The 17,542-nt window shown below is 72.2% G+C and carries 13 protein-coding genes, 1 tRNA gene and 1 riboswitch; of the genes, 10 read left to right on the top strand and 4 right to left on the bottom strand.

From position 1 onward, the window contains the following. The first annotated feature begins 25 nt into the window (after positions 1 to 25). From EIM48_RS02625 to EIM48_RS02610, 4 genes are all read left to right on the top strand, one after another. Positions 26 to 99, top strand: a tRNA-Gly gene (locus EIM48_RS02625). A gap of 74 nt (positions 100 to 173) precedes the next feature. Continuing rightward, positions 174 to 1,061 carry a 30S ribosomal protein S6--L-glutamate ligase gene (rimK, locus tag EIM48_RS02620; RefSeq protein ID WP_019398514.1) on the top strand — a complete coding sequence of 296 codons (888 nt, stop codon included), beginning with the start codon at positions 174 to 176 and terminating at the stop codon, positions 1,059 to 1,061. A gap of 551 nt (positions 1,062 to 1,612) precedes the next feature. Continuing rightward, a complete protein-coding gene (locus tag EIM48_RS02615) occupies positions 1,613 to 2,296 on the top strand; it encodes a response regulator transcription factor (RefSeq protein WP_019398513.1) in 684 nt (227 codons plus the stop codon). After that, complete coding sequence (locus tag EIM48_RS02610; RefSeq protein WP_051403623.1) at positions 2,253 to 3,662, top strand: HAMP domain-containing sensor histidine kinase; 1,410 nt, start codon at positions 2,253 to 2,255, stop codon at positions 3,660 to 3,662. Before EIM48_RS02615 ends, EIM48_RS02610 begins: the two co-directional genes overlap by 44 nt. On the opposite strand, the gene EIM48_RS02605 is transcribed toward EIM48_RS02610, so the two are convergent. Together EIM48_RS02605 and metF are read right to left on the bottom strand one after the other, a co-directional pair. After that, positions 3,659 to 4,444, bottom strand: coding sequence for a hypothetical protein (locus tag EIM48_RS02605; RefSeq protein WP_125111020.1), 786 nt, complete (start codon positions 4,442 to 4,444; stop codon positions 3,659 to 3,661). The two genes, EIM48_RS02610 and EIM48_RS02605, sit on opposite strands and share 4 nt — an antisense overlap. 48 nt (positions 4,445 to 4,492) lie before the next feature. Beyond that, positions 4,493 to 5,317 carry a methylenetetrahydrofolate reductase [NAD(P)H] gene (metF, locus tag EIM48_RS02600; protein ID WP_125075885.1) on the bottom strand — a complete coding sequence of 275 codons (825 nt, stop codon included), beginning with the start codon at positions 5,315 to 5,317 and terminating at the stop codon, positions 4,493 to 4,495. Positions 5,318 to 5,514: 197 nt separating this feature from the next. Here metF and EIM48_RS02595 point away from each other — a divergent pair, with 197 nt between their 5' ends. Both EIM48_RS02595 and EIM48_RS02590 read left to right on the top strand, forming a co-directional pair. Next, on the top strand, positions 5,515 to 6,072 hold the full coding sequence (locus EIM48_RS02595) for a DUF3228 family protein (RefSeq protein WP_028914590.1): 558 nt from the start codon (positions 5,515 to 5,517) through the stop codon (positions 6,070 to 6,072). A 139-nt stretch (positions 6,073 to 6,211) separates the two neighbouring features. Next, positions 6,212 to 6,904, top strand: a complete 693-nt coding sequence (locus EIM48_RS02590) for a hypothetical protein (RefSeq protein ID WP_125111019.1) — start codon at positions 6,212 to 6,214, stop codon at positions 6,902 to 6,904. Between the two features lie 64 nt (positions 6,905 to 6,968). Here the strand turns inward: EIM48_RS02590 and ahcY are convergent, their stop codons facing one another. Next, positions 6,969 to 8,414 (bottom strand): adenosylhomocysteinase, encoded by a 1,446-nt coding sequence (gene ahcY / locus EIM48_RS02585; RefSeq protein ID WP_125075886.1) that lies wholly within the window; start codon positions 8,412 to 8,414, stop codon positions 6,969 to 6,971. Positions 8,415 to 8,445: 31 nt separating this feature from the next. After that, positions 8,446 to 8,561: riboswitch (S-adenosyl-L-homocysteine riboswitch) on the bottom strand. 245 nt (positions 8,562 to 8,806) lie between these two features. Between ahcY and ppc the strand changes: the two genes are divergently transcribed. The 3 genes from ppc (at position 8,807) to EIM48_RS02570 (ending at position 15,072) form a co-directional block, all read left to right on the top strand. Next, the gene (gene ppc, locus EIM48_RS02580; protein WP_125111018.1) at positions 8,807 to 11,521 is read left to right on the top strand and encodes a phosphoenolpyruvate carboxylase; all 2,715 of its coding nucleotides are present in this window, start codon (positions 8,807 to 8,809) and stop codon (positions 11,519 to 11,521) included. A gap of 329 nt (positions 11,522 to 11,850) precedes the next feature. Continuing rightward, positions 11,851 to 12,942, top strand: a complete 1,092-nt coding sequence (locus tag EIM48_RS02575) for a glycosyltransferase family 4 protein (RefSeq protein WP_125111017.1) — start codon at positions 11,851 to 11,853, stop codon at positions 12,940 to 12,942. Positions 12,943 to 12,951: 9 nt separating this feature from the next. Beyond that, positions 12,952 to 15,072: an amylo-alpha-1,6-glucosidase gene (locus tag EIM48_RS02570; RefSeq protein ID WP_232210965.1), complete on the top strand. Its 2,121-nt coding sequence runs from the start codon at positions 12,952 to 12,954 to the stop codon at positions 15,070 to 15,072. A gap of 75 nt (positions 15,073 to 15,147) precedes the next feature. Here EIM48_RS02570 and metK read toward each other — a convergent pair whose 3' ends face one another. Continuing rightward, on the bottom strand, positions 15,148 to 16,365 hold the full coding sequence (metK, locus tag EIM48_RS02565) for a methionine adenosyltransferase (protein WP_019397447.1): 1,218 nt from the start codon (positions 16,363 to 16,365) through the stop codon (positions 15,148 to 15,150). Positions 16,366 to 16,518: 153 nt separating this feature from the next. Here metK and EIM48_RS02560 point away from each other — a divergent pair, with 153 nt between their 5' ends. Next, complete coding sequence (locus EIM48_RS02560; RefSeq protein WP_028914594.1) at positions 16,519 to 17,532, top strand: metal-dependent hydrolase; 1,014 nt, start codon at positions 16,519 to 16,521, stop codon at positions 17,530 to 17,532. Positions 17,533 to 17,542: the final 10 nt, after the last annotated feature.

The following is a 17,542-nucleotide window of genomic DNA, read 5'->3' as shown; positions in this document are numbered from 1 at the left end:
CGCGGCCGCATAGACTTCCGGCCGTGCGGGAGTAGTTCAATGGTAGAACTGCAGCTTCCCAAGCTGCTAACGCGGGTTCGATTCCCGTCTCCCGCTCCATATCCCGCAAGACGCCGCGCGAGCCGCGGCGTCTTGCGTTTCCGGGCCATGCACGCGGACCGCGCGAGATCGAGATGAAGCTGGCGATCCTTTCCCGCAACGGCTCGCTGTACTCGACCCGGCGCCTGGTCGAGGCCGCGCGCGGCCGCGGCCACAGCGTGCGCGTGCTGGACCCGCTGCGCTGCTACATGCGCATCGCCCCGGGCGACTTCGCCATGCGCTACAAGGGCAAGCCGGTGTCCGGCTACGATGCGGTGATCCCGCGCATCGGCACTTCGGTCACCCGCTACGCCACCGCGGTGCTGCGCCAGTTCGAGCTGATGGGCAGCTGGACCCCCAATCCCTCCGACGCGATCCTGCGCGCGCGCGACAAGCTGCGCGCGCACCAGTTGCTGGCCGCGCAGGGCATCGGCCTGCCGACCACGGTGTTCGGCGACAACCCCGACGACACCGACGACCTGCTCTCGCTGCTGGGCCCGCCGCCGCACGTGGTCAAGCTCAACGAGGGCGCCCAGGGCGCGGGGGTGGTGCTGACCGAAAAGGCCTCGGCCTCGCGCGCCACGGTCGAGGCCCTGCGCGGGCTGTACGCCAACTTCCTGGTGCAGGAGTTCGTGGCCGAGGCCGCGGGCGCCGACCTGCGCTGCTTCGTGGTCGGCGACCGCGTGGTGGCGGCGATGCGCCGCCAGGCGGCCGAGGGCGAGTTCCGCTCCAACCTGCACCGCGGCGGCCAGGCCAGCCCGGCCGAGGCCAGCGCCCGCGAGCAGGAGGTGGCGGTGCGCTCGGCCCGGGCCCTGGGCCTGGAGGTGGCGGGGGTGGACCTGGTCGCTTCCAGCCGCGGCCCGCTGGTGCTGGAGGTCAATTCGACCCCGGGCCTGGAGGGCATCGAGAGCGCCTGCGGGGTGGACGTGGCCGGGGCCATCATCGACCACGTCGCCCAACGCGTGAGTCTTTTGGATCAATAACTTATGCAAGACCCGGGCGGCGGCCAGGGGGCTTTAACACCCCTTTAATCGCCCCGTCCGTAGTCTCGCCCGGACCGCAGGCTCCATCGTCCCCGGCGGGTTGCCGCCCGCCGGTGTCCAGGGACTACGGTAATCGGGGCACTACTTCGGCCCAGGCGGTCAGGCCTGGGCCTTTTTGTAGGTCCGGGGCCCGGATTGCCGCCCCACTCGGCGCAGGGGCAGAATCGGACGGCGCGGAACCCCGCCTGCCCACCGCGCAAGCGGACCTTCCCGACCGGAGCACCCTGATGCGCAAGCCGCTGCCGCTTCCACCGACCGCCATGGGGCCCGCCGCCGGGCCGGCGGCCTGGACGGCGCGTTCCGCCCCGGCCCGCGTAAACGCCATGCTCACCCGCAAACGCGAGGATGGTCGCCTGGCGTGCCGCCGCCTCCCGGCCGGCCGCTGGCGCGCCGCCAACCGCGTGGCCGCGGCCGCGCGGCCGCGCGCGCAGAACCCGATGCGCTCCCGCCCGACCATGGCGCGAGCCGCCCAGCCAACGACAGGATCCTAAGTGCGCATACTCGTCATCGAAGACAACAGCGACATCGCCGCCAACCTCGGCGACTACCTCGAGGACCGCGGCCACACCGTGGATTTCGCCGCCGACGGCGTGACCGGCCTGCACCTGGCCGTGGTCCACGACTTCGACGCCATCGTGCTCGACCTGAACCTGCCGGGCATGGACGGCATCGAGGTCTGCCGCAAGCTGCGCAACGAGGCGCGCAAGCAGACCCCGGTGCTGATGCTGACCGCCCGCGACAGCCTGGAGAACAAGCTCGCCGGGTTCGATTCCGGAGCGGACGACTACCTGATCAAGCCGTTCGCGCTGCAGGAGGTGGAGGTGCGGCTCAACGCCCTGGCCCGGCGCGGCAAGGGCGTGCAGACCCGGATCCTCAACGTCGGCGACCTGGAGTACAACCTGGACACCCTGGAGGTGCGGCGCGAGGGCCGGCTGCTGCAGCTCAACCCCACCGCGCTGAAGATCCTGCAGGCGCTGATGGAGGCCTCGCCGGCGGTGGTCACGCGCCAGGAGCTGGAAACGCGCGTCTGGGGCGAGGAACTGCCCGATTCCGATTCCCTGCGGGTCCACATCCACGGGTTGAGGGCGGTGGTGGACAAGCCCTTCGCCACCCCCTACATCCAGACCCGCCATGGCATCGGTTACCGCATCGCAGCCCCCGAAGGTGGCAACTGAGCAGGCGCCGGCGGAACGGCCGCCCGGCCGCCGCCGGCCGCGCCGCTTCCGCAGGCGGCTGCGCACCCGCATCATCCTCTCGTTCCTGCTGCTGGGCACCGGCCTGACGGCACTGTTCGCGTTCCTCACCGACTACGCGCGCCAGCGCGTGGAGAACCAGCTGGTCGAGGACGTGATGAACCGCAACATCAACGAGTACGCGCGCCGGTTCTACATCGACCCGACCCGCAACCCGGACCTGCCGGTTCAGCAGATGTACGGGCGGGTGGTGCGGCGCCCGGACTTCGAGCAGCTGCGCCGCGACGAGCCGGACTGGTACGAGCTGCCGGACGGGATCCACAACATCGTCGGCCGCGACGAGGACGGCGAGCCGTTCGCGTACAAGCTGGCGGTGCGCAAGACCCCTGACGAGTGGTTCTTCCTGGCCTACGACATGACCCAGGCGCTGCGCGGCGAGGCCCAGCTCAAGCGCGCGCTGTTCGCCTCGCTGGTGCTGTTCAGCGCGCTGTCGTGGCTGATCGGCTGGTGGTCGGCGTCGCGGGTGATGCGCCCGGTGACCGAGCTGGCCGCGCGCCTGCGCGCCTACCGCGGCAGCAGCCAGCCGAAGAAGCTGGCGCCGCACTTCCCCGAGGACGAGGTCGGCCAGCTGGCCGAGGCGCTGGACGACTACGCCACCCGGCTGACCGAGGTGGTGCAGCGCGACCGCGAGTTCAACGCCGACGTCAGCCACGAGCTGCGCACCCCGCTGGCGGTGATCAAGGGTGCGGTGGAACTGCTGCTGTCGCGCCCGGACCTGGACGAGCGCACCCGCGCCCGGCTGCTGCGCATCCAGCGCGCCGAGCAGCAGTGCAGCGACCTGATCGGCTCGCTGCTGCTGCTGTCGCGCAACGAGCGTGGCCAGGGCCGCAGCGACGTGGCCGTGGTCGCCGAGCAGCTGCTGGAATCGCACCGCGCGCAGCTGGGCGGCAAGTCGCTGGAGCTGCGCCTGGAAGGGCGTGAGGGCGAGCTGGTGGTGGAGGCGCCGGAGGCGGCGCTGTCGGTGGCGCTGGGCAACCTGATCGGCAACGCGGTCAAGTACACGCCTTCCGGCGAGGTGCGGGTGCGGCTGCTGCCGGGCGCGGTGCAGGTGGTCGACACCGGGCCCGGGCTCAGCAGCGAGGATGCGGCCGGCCTGTTCCGCCGCGGCTACCGCGGCACCCACGCCGGGCATTCGCAGGGCGCGGGCATCGGCCTGTCGATCGTCAGCCGGCTGTGCGAGCTGTACGGCTGGGAGGTCAGCGTCAGGCCGCGCGAGGACGGCCAGCACGGCGTGGTCGCGACCCTGGCCTTCGGCGGCCGCGGGGCGGCCGCGGTGCGCGCCGGCTAGAGCTTCAGCCACAGGCAGCCGAAGCGGCGCTGCAGGCCGAACACGGTCCGCGCCGGCGTCGCCGTGCCCGGCAAGGCCTGCTCCACGCGCAGGCCCACCGTGCGCGGCGCCGGTGGCGGCGCGGCGGTGGAGGCCAGCAGTACCGGCTCTGCCGCTGCCTGCGCCAGTGCTTCATCCGCACTGCCGCGCGCGCTGCCCGTGCCGCCGCCGTCCATGCGCATCCAGTCCGGCAGCCAGCGTGCGGCTTCCGGCGGCGCCGATCCGGACATGCCCGCAAGCTCCGGCACCGGCTCCCGTTCCGGTTCCGCCACCGCCGGCGGCGGCTCGCTGGCCGGCGCCGCGGACAGCACCGGGTCGATGCCGAGCACCGGCCGCGCCGCGATCCGTTCCAGCCGGTCCAGCACCCGTGCGGCCGCGCGCCCGGAGACGCCGACCCAGTCGTACAGGCTCGAGAGACGGTTGCCGTCGCGGGTGGCGAGGGCGCGGTTGAGCCGCCCGGCCAGCTGCGACGGGGTGCGCGGGCAGCCGCCGGGGGGCGGAGTCTGCCCCGCGCCGCCGGCGGGGCCGTCGGCCGGCGCATCCGGCGTGGACGGGGTCGGCGCCAGGAATTCTTCCGGCGCGGTCGGCACCGCACCCAGCTCGCTGCAGCGGCGGTCGGTGAACACGCTGCGTCCGGCCGGGTCGACGCAGCGCTTGATGCTGTCCTGCGCGAGTGCGGGTGCCGCCGCGGCGGCCAGCGCGGCAAGGGCAAGGCGGGGCAGGGGCGGCAGCCGGCAGGACATGCGCCCGAGCCTAGCGACGCCCCCCGTGCACGGGAGGCGAACGCCGGGTCAGGCCAGCCGCTGCAGCACGGTTTCGGTCGGCCGGGCCAGGTTGAGGGTGTAGAAGTGCAGGGCCGGAGCGCCGCCCGCGACCAGCCGCCGGCACAGGTCGGCGACCACGTCGGCCCCGAACTCGCGCACCGCCGCCAGGTCGTCGCCATAGGCCTGCATGCGCCGGGCGATCCAGCGCGGGATCTCCGCGCCGCAGGCCTCGGAGAAGCGCTTGAGCTGGGTGAAGTTCGAGATCGGCATGATCCCGGGCACGATCGGCACCTCCACGCCCAGCCGGCGCGCGTCGTCGACGAAGCGGAAGTAGGCGTCGGCGTTGTAGAAGTACTGGGTGATCGCGGCGTCGGCGCCGGCCTCGACCTTGGCCTTGAAGTGGCGCAGGTCGGCCAGCGCGTCCTCGGCCTGGGGATGGGTTTCCGGGTAGGCCGCCACCTCGATGCGGAAGTGGTCGCCGTGCTCGGCGCGGATCAGCTGCACCAGCTCGGCGGCGTAGCGCAGGTCGCCGGGATGGCCCATGCCCGATGGCAGGTCGCCGCGCAGGGCGACGACGCGGCGGCAGCCGAGCTCGCGGTAGCGCCGCAGCAGTTCGCGGATCTCCTCGCGGCTGCCGCCCACGCAGGACAGGTGCGGCGCAGCCTCGAACCCATGGTGCTGGTTGAGGTGGCGCACGGTGTCGGCGGTGTAGCTGAGGGTGGAGCCACCGGCGCCGAAGGTGCAGGAGACGTATTCGGGGCCCCAGGCCGCCAGGCGGCTGGCGGCGCGGTCCAGCTGCGCGCGCTGCTCGTCGGTCTTGGGCGGATAGAACTCGAAGCTGATCGGCGTCATCGCGGCATTTCCCGAGGGGCGCCGCAATCATATCTCTTTATCGCGATGGATGGGTAGAAGCCGTGATTGGTGATTGGTGATTCGTGATTGGTGATTCGTGATTGGAGGGCCGGGGACCCCGGGGTTGGGGCGCAGGGGGATGCCTTGCTTTTTCGAATGACGAATGACGAATCACGAATCACGGCCCAAAATGGGCCATGCGCATCGTAATGACCCCCTTCGCCCGCACCCGCCTGTTCCCGCGCCAGCCGCGGGGCAACACCATCCGCGACTGCAGCGCCGAGGAGTTCGAGCGCTACCTCAACGAGCATCCGCCGCTGAAGGTGCTCGACGGCTACGCGCCGTTCTGCAAGCTGCACGTGCACCGCAACTGGACCAGCACCCGCTGCCTGACGGTGCCGATCACCGATGCCAACCGGCACCTGCTGCGCTCGGCCTACGAGGCGCGCACCCGCGAGGAGCTGCCGGTGCTGGTGCGGTGGTTCGAGGGGGTGGAGCCGCCGGTGGCCAACTACCTGATCCCGATCCTGTACAGCGCCGAGCAACTGGCGAAGGAAGGCAGCCCGATCGACGGCGACTGGGGCATCGTCGGCTGCCTGTACACCATGGAGCCGGAGGAAATCCCGATGGCGCCCATCACCATGATGCGCAACGCGCTGGGCGTGGAGGAGGGCGGCTCGGGCGTGCCGCTGGACCGCGAGGCCTACCGCCGCAGCGTGGAGTTCTGGGAAAACAACGCCAACTGGCGGCCCTGAACCGCCGCCGCCGCGGTCCGTGGCCCGGCCGGGCTTCAGGACCGGGCGGTCGCGGCCGATCTAGAGGTGCCAGCCCCGCGCGGGGGATGGTCCGGCGCGCCCGCTGCCGGCGCGAACCTGCCACTGCCGATCCGAGCGCATGAGCATCTTCCCGATCGTCATGATGACCGTCCTGGCCATCTGGGCCGCCTGCGCCACGGCGCTGGCGGTCATCGGCGCGCGCCGGCTGCGGCGCGCGCGCAGCGCGCACGGCCAGGCCCAGGACCGCATCGCCCGCTACCGCGCCGCGCTGCGCCGGACCGAGGAGAAGGCGCAGTCGCTGGCGCTGCAGCTGGAGGCCCTCCAGCGCGAGCACGCGGCCCTGCGCCGCGAGCTGGAGGAAAGCGAGGCCGAGCCGGAGGAACGGCCGGTGCCGACGGTGATGATCGACTGCCTGGACATCTCCGGCGAGATCGGCACCCTGTTCGAGCACGTGGCCCGGGTCGCGACCGCGATCCGCGACTACAGCGCCTACACCCGCGGCCACTACGGGCCGGAGCACAGCAAGGCGCGCTACGACCTGCTGTGGCTGTCCGACTGCCTGCACACCTTCGACCGGGTCGGCAAGGCCCTGGCCGCCGGCAGCCAGCGCTCGCTGTCGGCCGCCTGCCAGGAGCTGCTGCAGATGTACGACACCTACCTCACCGACAGCTCCGGCTACGACAGCCGCGACACCTTCCGCCGCCTGTCCGACCGGGTGCCGCTGACCGGCGTTTCCGAGGCGATCCGCTCGATCGTGATGAAGACGACGGCCACGCCGGAGGAGATCGCCGCCGCCCAGCGCATGGTCTGAGCCGCGCGCAAACGGAAACGGGCGCCTCGCGGCGCCCGTTCCGTGTTCCGTCCCGGGGGACAGGTCAGTAGCGGTAGTGCTCCGGCTTGAACGGGCCGTCGACCGGCACGCCCAGGTAGTCGGCCTGGGCCTGGGTCAGCTTCGTCAGCCTGACCCCGATCTTCTCCAGGTGCAGGCGCGCCACTTCCTCGTCCAGCTTCTTCGGCAGGCGGTAGACCACCTTCTCGTACTTGTCCTTGTTCTGCCACAGGTCGATCTGCGCCAGGGTCTGGTTGGAGAAGCTGTTGGACATCACGAAGCTCGGGTGGCCGGTGGCGCAGCCCAGGTTCACCAGGCGGCCTTCGGCCAGCAGGAAGATGCTGTTGCCCGAGGGGAAGGTGTACTTGTCCACCTGCGGCTTGATGTTCAGGCGCACGGCGCCGGAGTTGTTCAGGCGGTCGACCTGGATCTCGTTGTCGAAGTGGCCGATGTTGCAGACGATGGCCTGGTCCTTCATCGCCTGCATGTGCTCGAGGGTGATGATGTCGCGGTTGCCGGTGGTGGTGACGTAGATGTCGGCCTTGCCCAGGGTGTCCTCGACGGTGGCGACCTCGAAGCCCTCCATCGCCGCCTGCAGCGCGCAGATCGGGTCGATCTCGGTGACGATCACGCGCGCGCCGTAGGCGCGCAGCGAGTGCGCCGAGCCCTTGCCGACGTCGCCGTAGCCGCAGACCACGGCGACCTTGCCGGCCAGCATCACGTCCATCGCGCGCTTGAGGCCGTCGGCCAGCGACTCGCGGCAGCCGTAGAGGTTGTCGAACTTGCTCTTGGTGACCGAGTCGTTGACGTTGATCGCCGGCACCAGCAGCTTGCCGGCCTCGGCCAGCTGGTAGAGGCGGTGCACGCCGGTGGTGGTCTCCTCGGACACGCCCTTCCAGTCGGCGACCACGCGGGTCCAGTAGCCCGGGCGCTCCTGAGCGACGCGCTTGAGCAGGTTCTTGATCACCTGCTCCTCGTGCGAGGAGGAGGGCGAGTTGACCCAGCTGTCGTCGCCCTGCTCCAGCTCGTAGCCCTTGTGGATCAGCAGGGTGACGTCGCCGCCGTCGTCCACCACCAGCTGCGGGCCGGCGAGGGTGCCGTCGGGCAGGGTGAAGGTCAGTGCGTCCAGGGTGCAGTCCCAGTATTCCTCCAGGGTCTCGCCCTTCCAGGCGAACACCGGGGTGCCGGTGGCGGCGATCGCCGCCGCGGCGTGGTCCTGGGTGGAGAAGATGTTGCACGAGGCCCAGCGCACGTCGGCGCCGACGTCCTTCAGGGTCTCGATCAGCACCGCGGTCTGGATGGTCATGTGCAGCGAGCCGGTCACGCGCACGCCCTTCAGCGGCTGCGCGGCGGCGTACTTGCGGCGGATCGACATCAGGCCCGGCATCTCGTGCTCGGCGATGTCGATCTCCTTGCGGCCCCAGTCGGCCAGCGAGATGTCGGCGACGCGGTACGGGGCGGTGGCGGGGGAGGTCTGTGCTACGGCGTTCATTGCATGCTCCGGAGGAAAGGGGGAGTCCCCAGTGGTCCGGGCGCCGTTGTCGCGGAAGATGCGCGTCGAGCCTGGCCAAGTCCGGCCCGGCTGGCGGGCGGTGGCGGGAAACCCGCGCGATCCTTGGTCGCAGCGCCCCTCGACGGCGCCGGCGCATTATATCGGCGCATCCGGATCGGGGGATGAACCCGGCGCGGCAGGGGGCCGCATCCGGGCTTCGGCCAGCCGGGTCGCGCTCCGGCGCGGGGAGCCGCCCCGCGTGGCCTGCGACCGGGCCGGCCCCGATGCGCGGCACGGCGACGGTTTCCGATACGCCTGAAACTTTTGCGGCGCCGCACAACCCCCGGCTAAGCTGCCAGATCGCTGGTCAAAGCAGAGCCGTGCGCGTGCCGATGAACGCTCCCCGCAACCTCGAGTTTGCTCCACCGGATCTTCCCCTGCGCGACGACGTGCGCCGCCTCGGCGCGCTGGTCGGCGAGATGCTCGCCGAACAGGAGTCGCCGGCGTTCCTGGAGGAAGTGGAGCGGGTGCGCACCACGGCCATCGCCCGCCGCCAGAACGGCGGCGGCATGGCCTCGCTGTCGGCGCTGCTGGACGGCCTGGAGCCGGCCCATGCCCAAGCCCTGGTGCGCGCCTTCAGCACCTACTTCCAGGTGGTGAACATCGCCGAGCGCGTGCACCGCATCCGCCGCCGCCGCGACTACCAGCGCGCCGGCGGCGACAAGGCGCAGCCGGACAGCCTGCTCGATGCCCTGCGCCGCCTGCGCGCGGCCGGGGTGGAACCGACCGAGCTGCTGGAATGGCTGGAGCGGATCGACATCGAGCCGGTGTTCACCGCGCATCCGACCGAGGCGGTGCGGCGCGCGCTGCTGGAGAAGGAACAGATCATGGTGGCGGCGCTGATCGACGACCTCGACGGCAACCGCACCCCGGGCGAGCGCGCCGCCGACCTGGCGCGCTTCCGCATGGCCCTGACCTCGACCTGGCAGACCGCCGATTCCTCGCCGGTGCGCCCGACCGTGGACGACGAGCGCGAGCACGTCGGCTTCTACCTGACCGAGGTGCTGTACCGGATCATGCCGGTGTTCTACGAGACCCTGGAGCACGCGCTGGGCGATACCTTCGGCATCGCCACCGAGCTGCCGCGCCTGCTGCGCTTCGGTACCTGGGTCGGCGGCGACATGGACGGCAACCCGAACGTCGACGCCAACACCATCCGCAACACCCTCGACGCCCAGCGCCGCGCGATCCTGGGCAAGTACGCGGCCGAGCTGCAGCAGCTGGCCAGCGTGCTGACCCAGAGCACGGGCGTGGTCGGGGTGGACGCGGCGGTGCTGGAGCGGCTGGAGCAGTACCGCGCGCTGCTGCCGCAGGCGGCCGCCGCCAGCCGCCCGCGCCACGCCGACATGCCCTACCGCCTGCTGCTGGAGCTGATGCGCGCGCGCCTGCTGGCCACGCTGGAGGACCAGGCCAGCGGCTACGGTTCGCCGGAGGAGTTCGCCGCCGACCTGGACCTGGTCCGCAAGAGCCTGGAGCACAACCGCGGCGTGCACGCCGGCTGGTTCTCGGTGCGGCGCCTGGTGTGGCGCCTGCGTACCTTCGGCTTCCACCTGGCACGCCTGGACGTGCGCCAGGAATCGACCGTGCACGCGCGCGCCATCGCCGCCGCGCTCGGCGACGAACAATGGGAGAGCCGCGACCCGGTCGAGCAGGCGCGGATCCTGGCTGGGCATGCCGGCGCCGGCCAGCCGCTGCCGCAGGCCGGCGACGAGGGCAACCGGCGCCTGGACGCGGTGTTCGGCGCCCTGGTCGACGCCCGCCGCCGCCACGGGCCCGACGCGCTGGGCGCCTACATCATCAGCATGGCGCGCAGCCGCGCCGACGTGCTGGCGGTGCTGGCCCTGGCCCGCCGCGGCGGCCTGGTGGACGAGGCCGGCCGGGTGCCGCTGGACATCGCCCCGCTGTTCGAGACCGTGGACGACCTGCGCCACGGCCCGGCCACCCTGCGCGACCTGCTGGCCGACCCGGTGTACCGCGAACACCTGCAGGCGCGCGGCAACGTGCAGATGGTGATGCTGGGCTACTCGGACAGCGGCAAGGACGGCGGCATCGCCGCCTCGCGCTGGAGCCTGCAGCGCGCCCAGGTGGAGCTGCTGCAGGTGGCCGAGGAGCATGGCATCCGCCTGACCTTCTTCCACGGCCGCGGCGGCTCGCTCAGCCGCGGCGGCAGCAAGACCACCCGCGCGGTTGACGCCTCGCCGCGCGGCAGCGTCGACGGCCGCCTGCGCGTGACCGAGCAGGGCGAGGCCATCCACCGCAAGTTCGGCATCCGCGCCCTGGCCCTGCGCTCGCTGGAGCAGACCACCGGCGCGGTGCTGGTCTCCAGCATCCGCCCGCGCCCGCCGGAGCCGCGCGAGGCGCGCTGGCGCGAGGTGATGGACACCGTGGCCGAGGCCAGCAGCGTGGCCTACCGCGCCCTGGTCGGGGCGCCGCGGTTCATGGACTACTTCCGCAGTGCCACCCCGATCGACGTGATCGAGCGCATGACCCTCGGCTCGCGGCCCTCGCGCCGGCTGGGCGAGGACGCGGCCCTGTCCAACCTGCGCGCGATCCCGTGGGTGTTCGCCTGGAGCCAGGCGCGCGCGGTGATCCCCGGCTGGTTCGGCGTGGGCAGCGGCCTGCAGGCGGCGGTGGAGCGGCACGGCGAGGAGGTGCTGCGCGAAATGGCCGCCGACTGGCCGTTCTTCCGCACCTTCCTGGACGACATCTCCATGGTCCTGGCCAAGGGCGACATGGGCATCGCCGAGATGTTCTCGCGCCTGGCCGGGGATGAGCTGCACGCGCAGTTCTTCCCGCGCATCCGCGACGAACACGCGCGCACCCGCGACTGGGTGCTGCGCCTGAACGGGCACGAGTTCCTGCTCCAGCATGACCAGCGCCTGGCCCTGTCGATCCGCCTGCGCAACCCGTACGTGGACCCGATCAGCGTGCTCCAGGCCGACCTGCTGCGGCGCTGGCGCGCCAGCGGGCGCGAGGACGATGCCCTGCTGCGGGCGCTGGTGGCCAGCGTCAACGGCGTATCCCAGGGCGTGCAGAACACCGGCTGAGGCCGGCCCCCGCCCGGCGCGGCCGGGCCCGGGCGGCGGGGCTTGAAAGCGCCGCCGCCGTCCCCAGATTCCCGGCCGCGGCGGCGCCCACGGCCGGCCGCGGAAACACCGCTTCCACCGTCCCCCGTGTGTCTTCCGGGCCGACCGACGGTGCTGGCCGTGCGTCCCCTTGCGTTGCCCGTGGCCGCCCGGCCGCGGGCGTGGCCCGTGGCTTGCCGCCGGCGACCGCAACGAGGAGGAGCACGATGAACGTAGACGTGTTGATCCTGTACCGCCACGCGCGCAGGCCGTCAGCCGGCGGCCCGGGCCGCCGCTGAGGAGGGCCCGGCATGCGCATCGCCCATATCGCACCCCTGTACGAAGCCGTCCCGCCGCGCCTGTACGGCGGCACCGAGCGCATCGTCGCCTACCTGGCCGACGCCCAGGTGCAGCTCGGCCACGAGGTGACCGTGTTCGCCAGCGGCGACAGCCGCACCCGCGCGCGCCTGGTGGCCTGCCGCGACCAGGCCCTGCGCCTGGATCCGGAGCCGCTGAAGTCCGACGTCGCCGCGCACCTGGCCATGCTGCACGAGGTGCGCCGCCGCGCCGACGAGTTCGACGTGCTGCACTTCCACGTCGACCTGTTGCACTTCCCGATGTTCGAGGACCTGGCCGGGCGCACCGTGACCACCCTGCACGGGCGGCTGGACCTGGCCGGCCTGGCCCAGGCCTACCGGCTGTGGCCGCGCTACCCGCTGGTGTCCATCTCCGACCAGCAACGCCAGCCGCTGCGCTTCGCCAGCTGGCTGGGCACGGTGCACCACGGCCTGCCGGAGGACCTGCTGCAACCGCCGGAGTCGCCGCGCGGCGACTACCTGGCGTTCCTGGGCCGGATCTCGCCGGAGAAGCGCCCGGACCGCGCGATCGACATCGCCGCCCGCGCCGGCATGCCGCTGCGCATGGCGGCCAAGGTCGACGCGGCCGACGCGGTCTACTTCCATGACTGCATCGAGCCGATGCTGGAGGCCGGGGGCGTGGAGTTCATCGGCGAGATCGACGACGCCCACAAGTCCGGCTTCCTTGGCCACGCCGCCGCGCTGCTGTTCCCGATCGACTGGCCCGAGCCGTTCGGCCTGGTGATGATCGAGGCCATGGCCTGCGGCACCCCGGTGATCGCCTGGGACCACGGCTCGGTGCGCGAGGTGGTGGAGCACGGCGTCACCGGCTTCATCGTCGCCTCGATGGAGGAAGCGGTGGCCGCGGTGGAACGCCTGCCCGAGCTGGACCGCGCCGCGATCCGCCGGGTGTTCGAGCGCCGCTTCTCGTCCACGGTGATGGCGCGCGGCTACCTGGACCTGTACCGGCGCCTGGCCACCCGCGCCACCGAGGCGGCCAACGACGCCGTGGCCGGCGACGGCGACGCGTTCGTGCGCAGGGCCTGAGCCATGCGCATGGCGCGCACCCTCCCGGCCAGCCGCCAGGTGAGCTATTCGCTCAAGGACGGCGACAGCTTCCTGGTCAGCGACGCGCTGGGCGACATCCACGGCGGCGACGTGGCCGATGGCCTGTTCCACGACGGCACCCGGGTGCTGTCGCGGCTGCGCCTGGGCCTGGACGGCACCGCGCCGACCCTGCTCAGCGCCGCCACCGCGCACGACAAGGTGGTGTTCACCGCGCACCTGACCAACCGCCCGCTGCCGCCGATCGGCGGCAGCGCGGCGGCGGGGCGGGGCGTGATCCACATCGAGCGCTCGCGCTTCCTGTGGCAGGGACGCCTGCACGAGCGCATCGTCTGCTCCAACTACGACCGCGTGCCGGTGTCGGTGCCGCTGACCCTGGAGTTCGCCGCCGACTTCCGCGACATGTTCGAGGTACGCGGCATGGAGCGCGTGCGCCGCGGCAACTACCCGCAGGTGGAGGCCGCGGCCGACCGCGTGGTGCTGCGCTACCAGGGCCTGGACGGGGTGGAGCGGCGCACCGTGCTGGCCTTCTCCACCGCGCCGGCGCGGCTGGAGGAGGGCATGGCGCGCTTCGAACTGCGGCTGGACCCGCGCGCGAGCTTCGCCCTGTACCTGGAGGCCGGCGCCGACGCCGGCCAGCCGGAAGCCACCCGCCACCGCCGGGCCATGGCCCAGGCCCGGCGCGCGCTGCGCGCGCGGCGCCGCTCCGGGGCGCGCCTGCGCGGCAGCGGCCTGCTGTTCGATGCCTGGGTGGAGCGCTCGCGCACCGACATCGCCTTGCTGGCCAGCGACCTGCCTTCGGGACGCTACCCGTACGCCGGCATTCCCTGGTTCTCCACCCCGTTCGGGCGCGACGCCATCATCACCGCGCTGCAGACCCTGTGGCTGGACCCGGGCCTGGCGCGCGGCGTGCTGGCCTTCCTCGCCGAACGCCAGGCCGCGGAGGATTCCAGCTTCCGCGATTCGGCGCCGGGCAAGATCATGCACGAGGCCCGCAAGGGCGAGATGGCGGCGCTGGGCGAGGTGCCGTTCGGCCTGTACTACGGCGGCGTGGACACCACCCCGTTGTTCGTGGCCCTGGCCGGCCGCTACTTCCGCCGCACCGGCGACCGCGCCTTCATCGACCAGCTGTGGCCGGCGCTGCAGCGTGCCACCGGCTGGATCGAGCGCAGCTGCGACGCCGACCCGGACGGCCTGCTGGCCTACGCGCGCGGGCAGGACAGCGGCCTGTCCAACCAGGGCTGGAAGGACAGCGAGGACTCGGTGTTCCACGAGGACGGGCAGCTGCCCTCCGGTCCGATCGCGCTGGTGGAGGTGCAGGGCTATGCCTACGAGGCGCTGCGGGCGATGGCGGCGCTGGCGCGCGAGCGTGGCGAGCACGCGGCGGCGCAAGCCTGGGAGGCGCGCGCCGGGCGCCTGCGCCGGACCGTGGAGGCGCGCTTCTGGGACGAGGCGCTGGACTTCTACGCGCTGGCGCGCGATGGCGACGGGCGCATGTGCCGGGTGCTGGCCTCCAATCCCGGGCACCTGCTGTACGTGGGCCTGCCGCCACCGGAGCGCGCGCAGCGGGTGATCGCGCAGCTGGCCTCGCCGCGCTTCGACAACGGCTGGGGCGTGCGCACCCTGGCCGCGGACCAGCCGCGCTACAACCCGATGTCCTACCACAACGGCTCGGTATGGCCGCACGACGTGGCCCTGTGCGCGGCGGGCATGGCGCGCTACGGCGCGCGCCGCCAGGCGGCGCGCCTGCTGGGCGAGGTGTTCGAGGCGGCGACCCATTTCGACATGCGCCTGCCGGAACTGTTCTGCGGCTTCCCGCGCAGCGCCGGCGAGCCGCCGATCGCCTATCCGGTGGCGTGCACGCCGCAGGCCTGGTCGGCCGGCTCGGTGTTCATGCTGCTGCAGGCCTGCCTGGGCCTGGAGGTGGATGCGCTGGCCGGCGAGGTGGCGATCGAGCACCCGCAGCTGCCGCCGGGCGTGGACCGGCTGTGGGTGGAGCGGCTGGACGTGGGCGGGGCGCGCCTGGACCTGGTGTTCGAGCGCATCGGCGAACGCGTGGTCGCCGCCCGCGCCGGTGGCGCCGAATCGGTCCGGGTAAGCGTGCGGCTGTAGCCGCCGCGCAAAAGCGAAGGGCCGCATCGCGCGGCCCTTCGCTGGTTCCGGCCGCCGCGGATGCGGCGGGGCGGATTACTTCAGCCTGGCGTCGGCGCGCAGCGCCTCGGCCTTGTCGGTCTTCTCCCAGGAGAAGGCGGTGGCGACCTGCTTCTTGCCGGCGCCGTCGGTGTAGCTGACCTCGTACGGCTTGCGGCCGAAGTGGCCGTAGGCGGCGGTGGCCTGGTACACCGGGTGCACCAGGTCCAGCATCTTGATGATGCCGTACGGACGCAGGTCGAAGTGCTTGCGGATCAGCTTCTCGATCTGCGCGTCCGGGATGCGGCCGGTGCCGAAGGTGGTGACCGAGATCGAGGTGGGCTCGGCCACGCCGATGGCGTAGGACACCTGCACCTCGCACTTGTCGGCCAGGCCGGCGGCGACCACGTTCTTGGCCACGTAGCGGGCGGCGTAGGCGGCCGAGCGGTCGACCTTGGACGGGTCCTTGCCGGAGAACGCGCCGCCGCCGTGGCGGGCCATGCCGCCGTAGGTGTCGACGATGATCTTGCGGCCGGTCAGGCCGCAGTCGCCCACCGGGCCGCCGATCACGAAGATGCCGGTCGGGTTGATGTGCAGCTTCTTCTTCGGCAGCGTCTCCAGCCACTTCTTCGGCAGCACCGGCTTGAGGATGTACTCGTAGACGCCCTCGACGATGTCCTTGTGCCTGATGCCCGGGTCGTGCTGGGTCGACAGCACCACCGCGTCCAGGCCCACCACCTTGTTGCCGTCGTAGCGCAGGGTGACCTGGCTCTTGGCGTCCGGGCGCAGCCACGGCAGCGGCGAGTTCTTCTTCTTGCGGACCTTGGCCTGCTGCTCGACCAGGCGGTGCGAGTAGTAGATCGGGGCCGGCATGAACTCCGGCGCCTCGTTGCAGGCGTAGCCGAACATCAGGCCCTGGTCGCCCGCGCCCTGTTCCTCCGGCTTCTTGCGGTCCACGCCGGCGGCGATGTCCGGGGACTGCTTGCCGAGCATGTTGATGATGGCGCAGGTGTGGCCGTCGAAGCCGACGCCGGAGTTGTCGTAGCCGATCTGGTTGATGATGCGGCGCGCCAGCGCCTCGATGTCCACCCAGGCGGTGGTGGTCACCTCGCCGGCGACGATGGCGGCGCCGGTCTTCACCAGGGTCTCGCAGGCCACGCGGGCGCGCTTGTCCTGCGCCAGGATGGCGTCCAGGACCGCATCGGAGATCTGGTCGGCGATCTTGTCCGGATGGCCCTCGGAGACCGATTCGGAGGTGAAGAGATAGCTGGACATCGGGCTATATCCCTGTATTCGGATGAAAAGATGGCCGCGCATGATACACGCGCGCGCGCCGTCCTGCATTCTGCCGCCGCCGGGGTCGGTTTCCGTTAACCGTGGCGGCCCCGCCGCGGGCCGGCGTGAAGGCCGGCTGCTAGCATCCGGGCCATGGATTCGCTGACCCAGATCGTCCTCGGCGGCGCCGTCGCCGCCGCCATCGCCCCCGCCCGCCACCGCCGCGCCGCGCTGCTGGCCGGCGCCGCCCTCGGCACCCTGCCGGACCTGGATTCGCTGCCGATCATGCTGGCCAGCGACGATCCGGTGGTGCTGATGACCGCGCACCGCAGCTTCAGCCATTCGCTGTTCGTGCTGCCGCTGCTGGGCTGGCTGCTGTGGTGGCTGTTCCGGCGGTACGGGCGTGGGCGGGTGGCGCAGGCGCCGGCGCGCTGGTTCTGGGCGATCCAGCTGGCGCTGGTGACGCATCCGCTGCTGGACGCGTTCACCGTCTACGGCACCCAGCTGTGGTGGCCGCTGCCGGTGCCGCCGGTGATGTGGTCCAGCGTGTTCATCATCGATCCGCTGTACACGGTGTGGCTGCTGCTGGGCTGCGGGGTCGCCTGGTGGGCGCGGGAGCGGCCGCTGGCGCAGCGCGCGCTGGTGGCCGGCCTGGTCCTCAGCAGCGCCTACCTTGGCTGGTCGCTGGCGGCCAAGGCCATGGTCGAGCGCCAGGCCCAGCGCACCCTGGCGGCCATGGGCCTGGGCGATGCGCCGCGCTTCTCGGTGCCGATGCCGTTCAACACCCTGCTGTGGCGGGTGGTGGCGATGACGCCCAGCGGCTTCGTCGAGGGCGAGCACTCGCTGGTGGCCGACCAGGGCCCGATCGCGTTCCGCGGCCATCCGTCCAATACCCAGGCCCTGGCCGAGGCCGCGCAGATCCCGGCGGTGCAGCGCCTGGCCTGGTTCAACCACGGCTTCATGAAGGCGCGCGAGCGCGACGGCCGCCTGGAACTGTCCGACCTGCGCATGGGCGCCGAACCGGACTACAGCTTCGTGTTCGTGGTGGCCCAGCGCGGTCCCGACGGCCGCTGGCAGGCGATCCGGCCGCAGCAACTGCGCCTGCCCTGGGAAGCGCGCCGGCGCCTGGGGCCGATGTGGCGGCGGATCTGGGAGGCGCCGGAGTGATTGGGGTTTC

It is taken from the genome of Pseudoxanthomonas sp. SGNA-20 (assembly GCF_003931635.1).
In the GTDB taxonomy this organism is placed as follows: Bacteria; Pseudomonadota; Gammaproteobacteria; order Xanthomonadales; family Xanthomonadaceae; genus Pseudoxanthomonas.
The sequence above is the reverse complement of the archived record's forward strand: the minus strand, read 5'-3'. Positions and strand labels throughout refer to the sequence as shown.

Coding starts and splice junctions, on each gene's coding strand:
- EIM48_RS02605 (WP_125111020.1), bottom strand. CDS start 4,444: ATGTCCTGCCGGCTGCCGCCCCTGCCCCGCCTTGCCCTTGCCGCGCTG.
- EIM48_RS02590 (WP_125111019.1), top strand. CDS start 6,212: ATGAGCATCTTCCCGATCGTCATGATGACCGTCCTGGCCATCTGGGCC.
- metK (WP_019397447.1), bottom strand. CDS start 16,365: ATGTCCAGCTATCTCTTCACCTCCGAATCGGTCTCCGAGGGCCATCCG.
- metF (WP_125075885.1), bottom strand. CDS start 5,317: ATGACGCCGATCAGCTTCGAGTTCTATCCGCCCAAGACCGACGAGCAG.
- EIM48_RS02560 (WP_028914594.1), top strand. CDS start 16,519: ATGGATTCGCTGACCCAGATCGTCCTCGGCGGCGCCGTCGCCGCCGCC.
- ahcY (WP_125075886.1), bottom strand. CDS start 8,414: ATGAACGCCGTAGCACAGACCTCCCCCGCCACCGCCCCGTACCGCGTC.
- EIM48_RS02570 (WP_232210965.1), top strand. CDS start 12,952: ATGGCGCGCACCCTCCCGGCCAGCCGCCAGGTGAGCTATTCGCTCAAG.
- ppc (WP_125111018.1), top strand. CDS start 8,807: ATGAACGCTCCCCGCAACCTCGAGTTTGCTCCACCGGATCTTCCCCTG.
- EIM48_RS02575 (WP_125111017.1), top strand. CDS start 11,851: ATGCGCATCGCCCATATCGCACCCCTGTACGAAGCCGTCCCGCCGCGC.
- rimK (WP_019398514.1), top strand. CDS start 174: ATGAAGCTGGCGATCCTTTCCCGCAACGGCTCGCTGTACTCGACCCGG.
- EIM48_RS02610 (WP_051403623.1), top strand. CDS start 2,253: ATGGCATCGGTTACCGCATCGCAGCCCCCGAAGGTGGCAACTGAGCAG.
- EIM48_RS02595 (WP_028914590.1), top strand. CDS start 5,515: ATGCGCATCGTAATGACCCCCTTCGCCCGCACCCGCCTGTTCCCGCGC.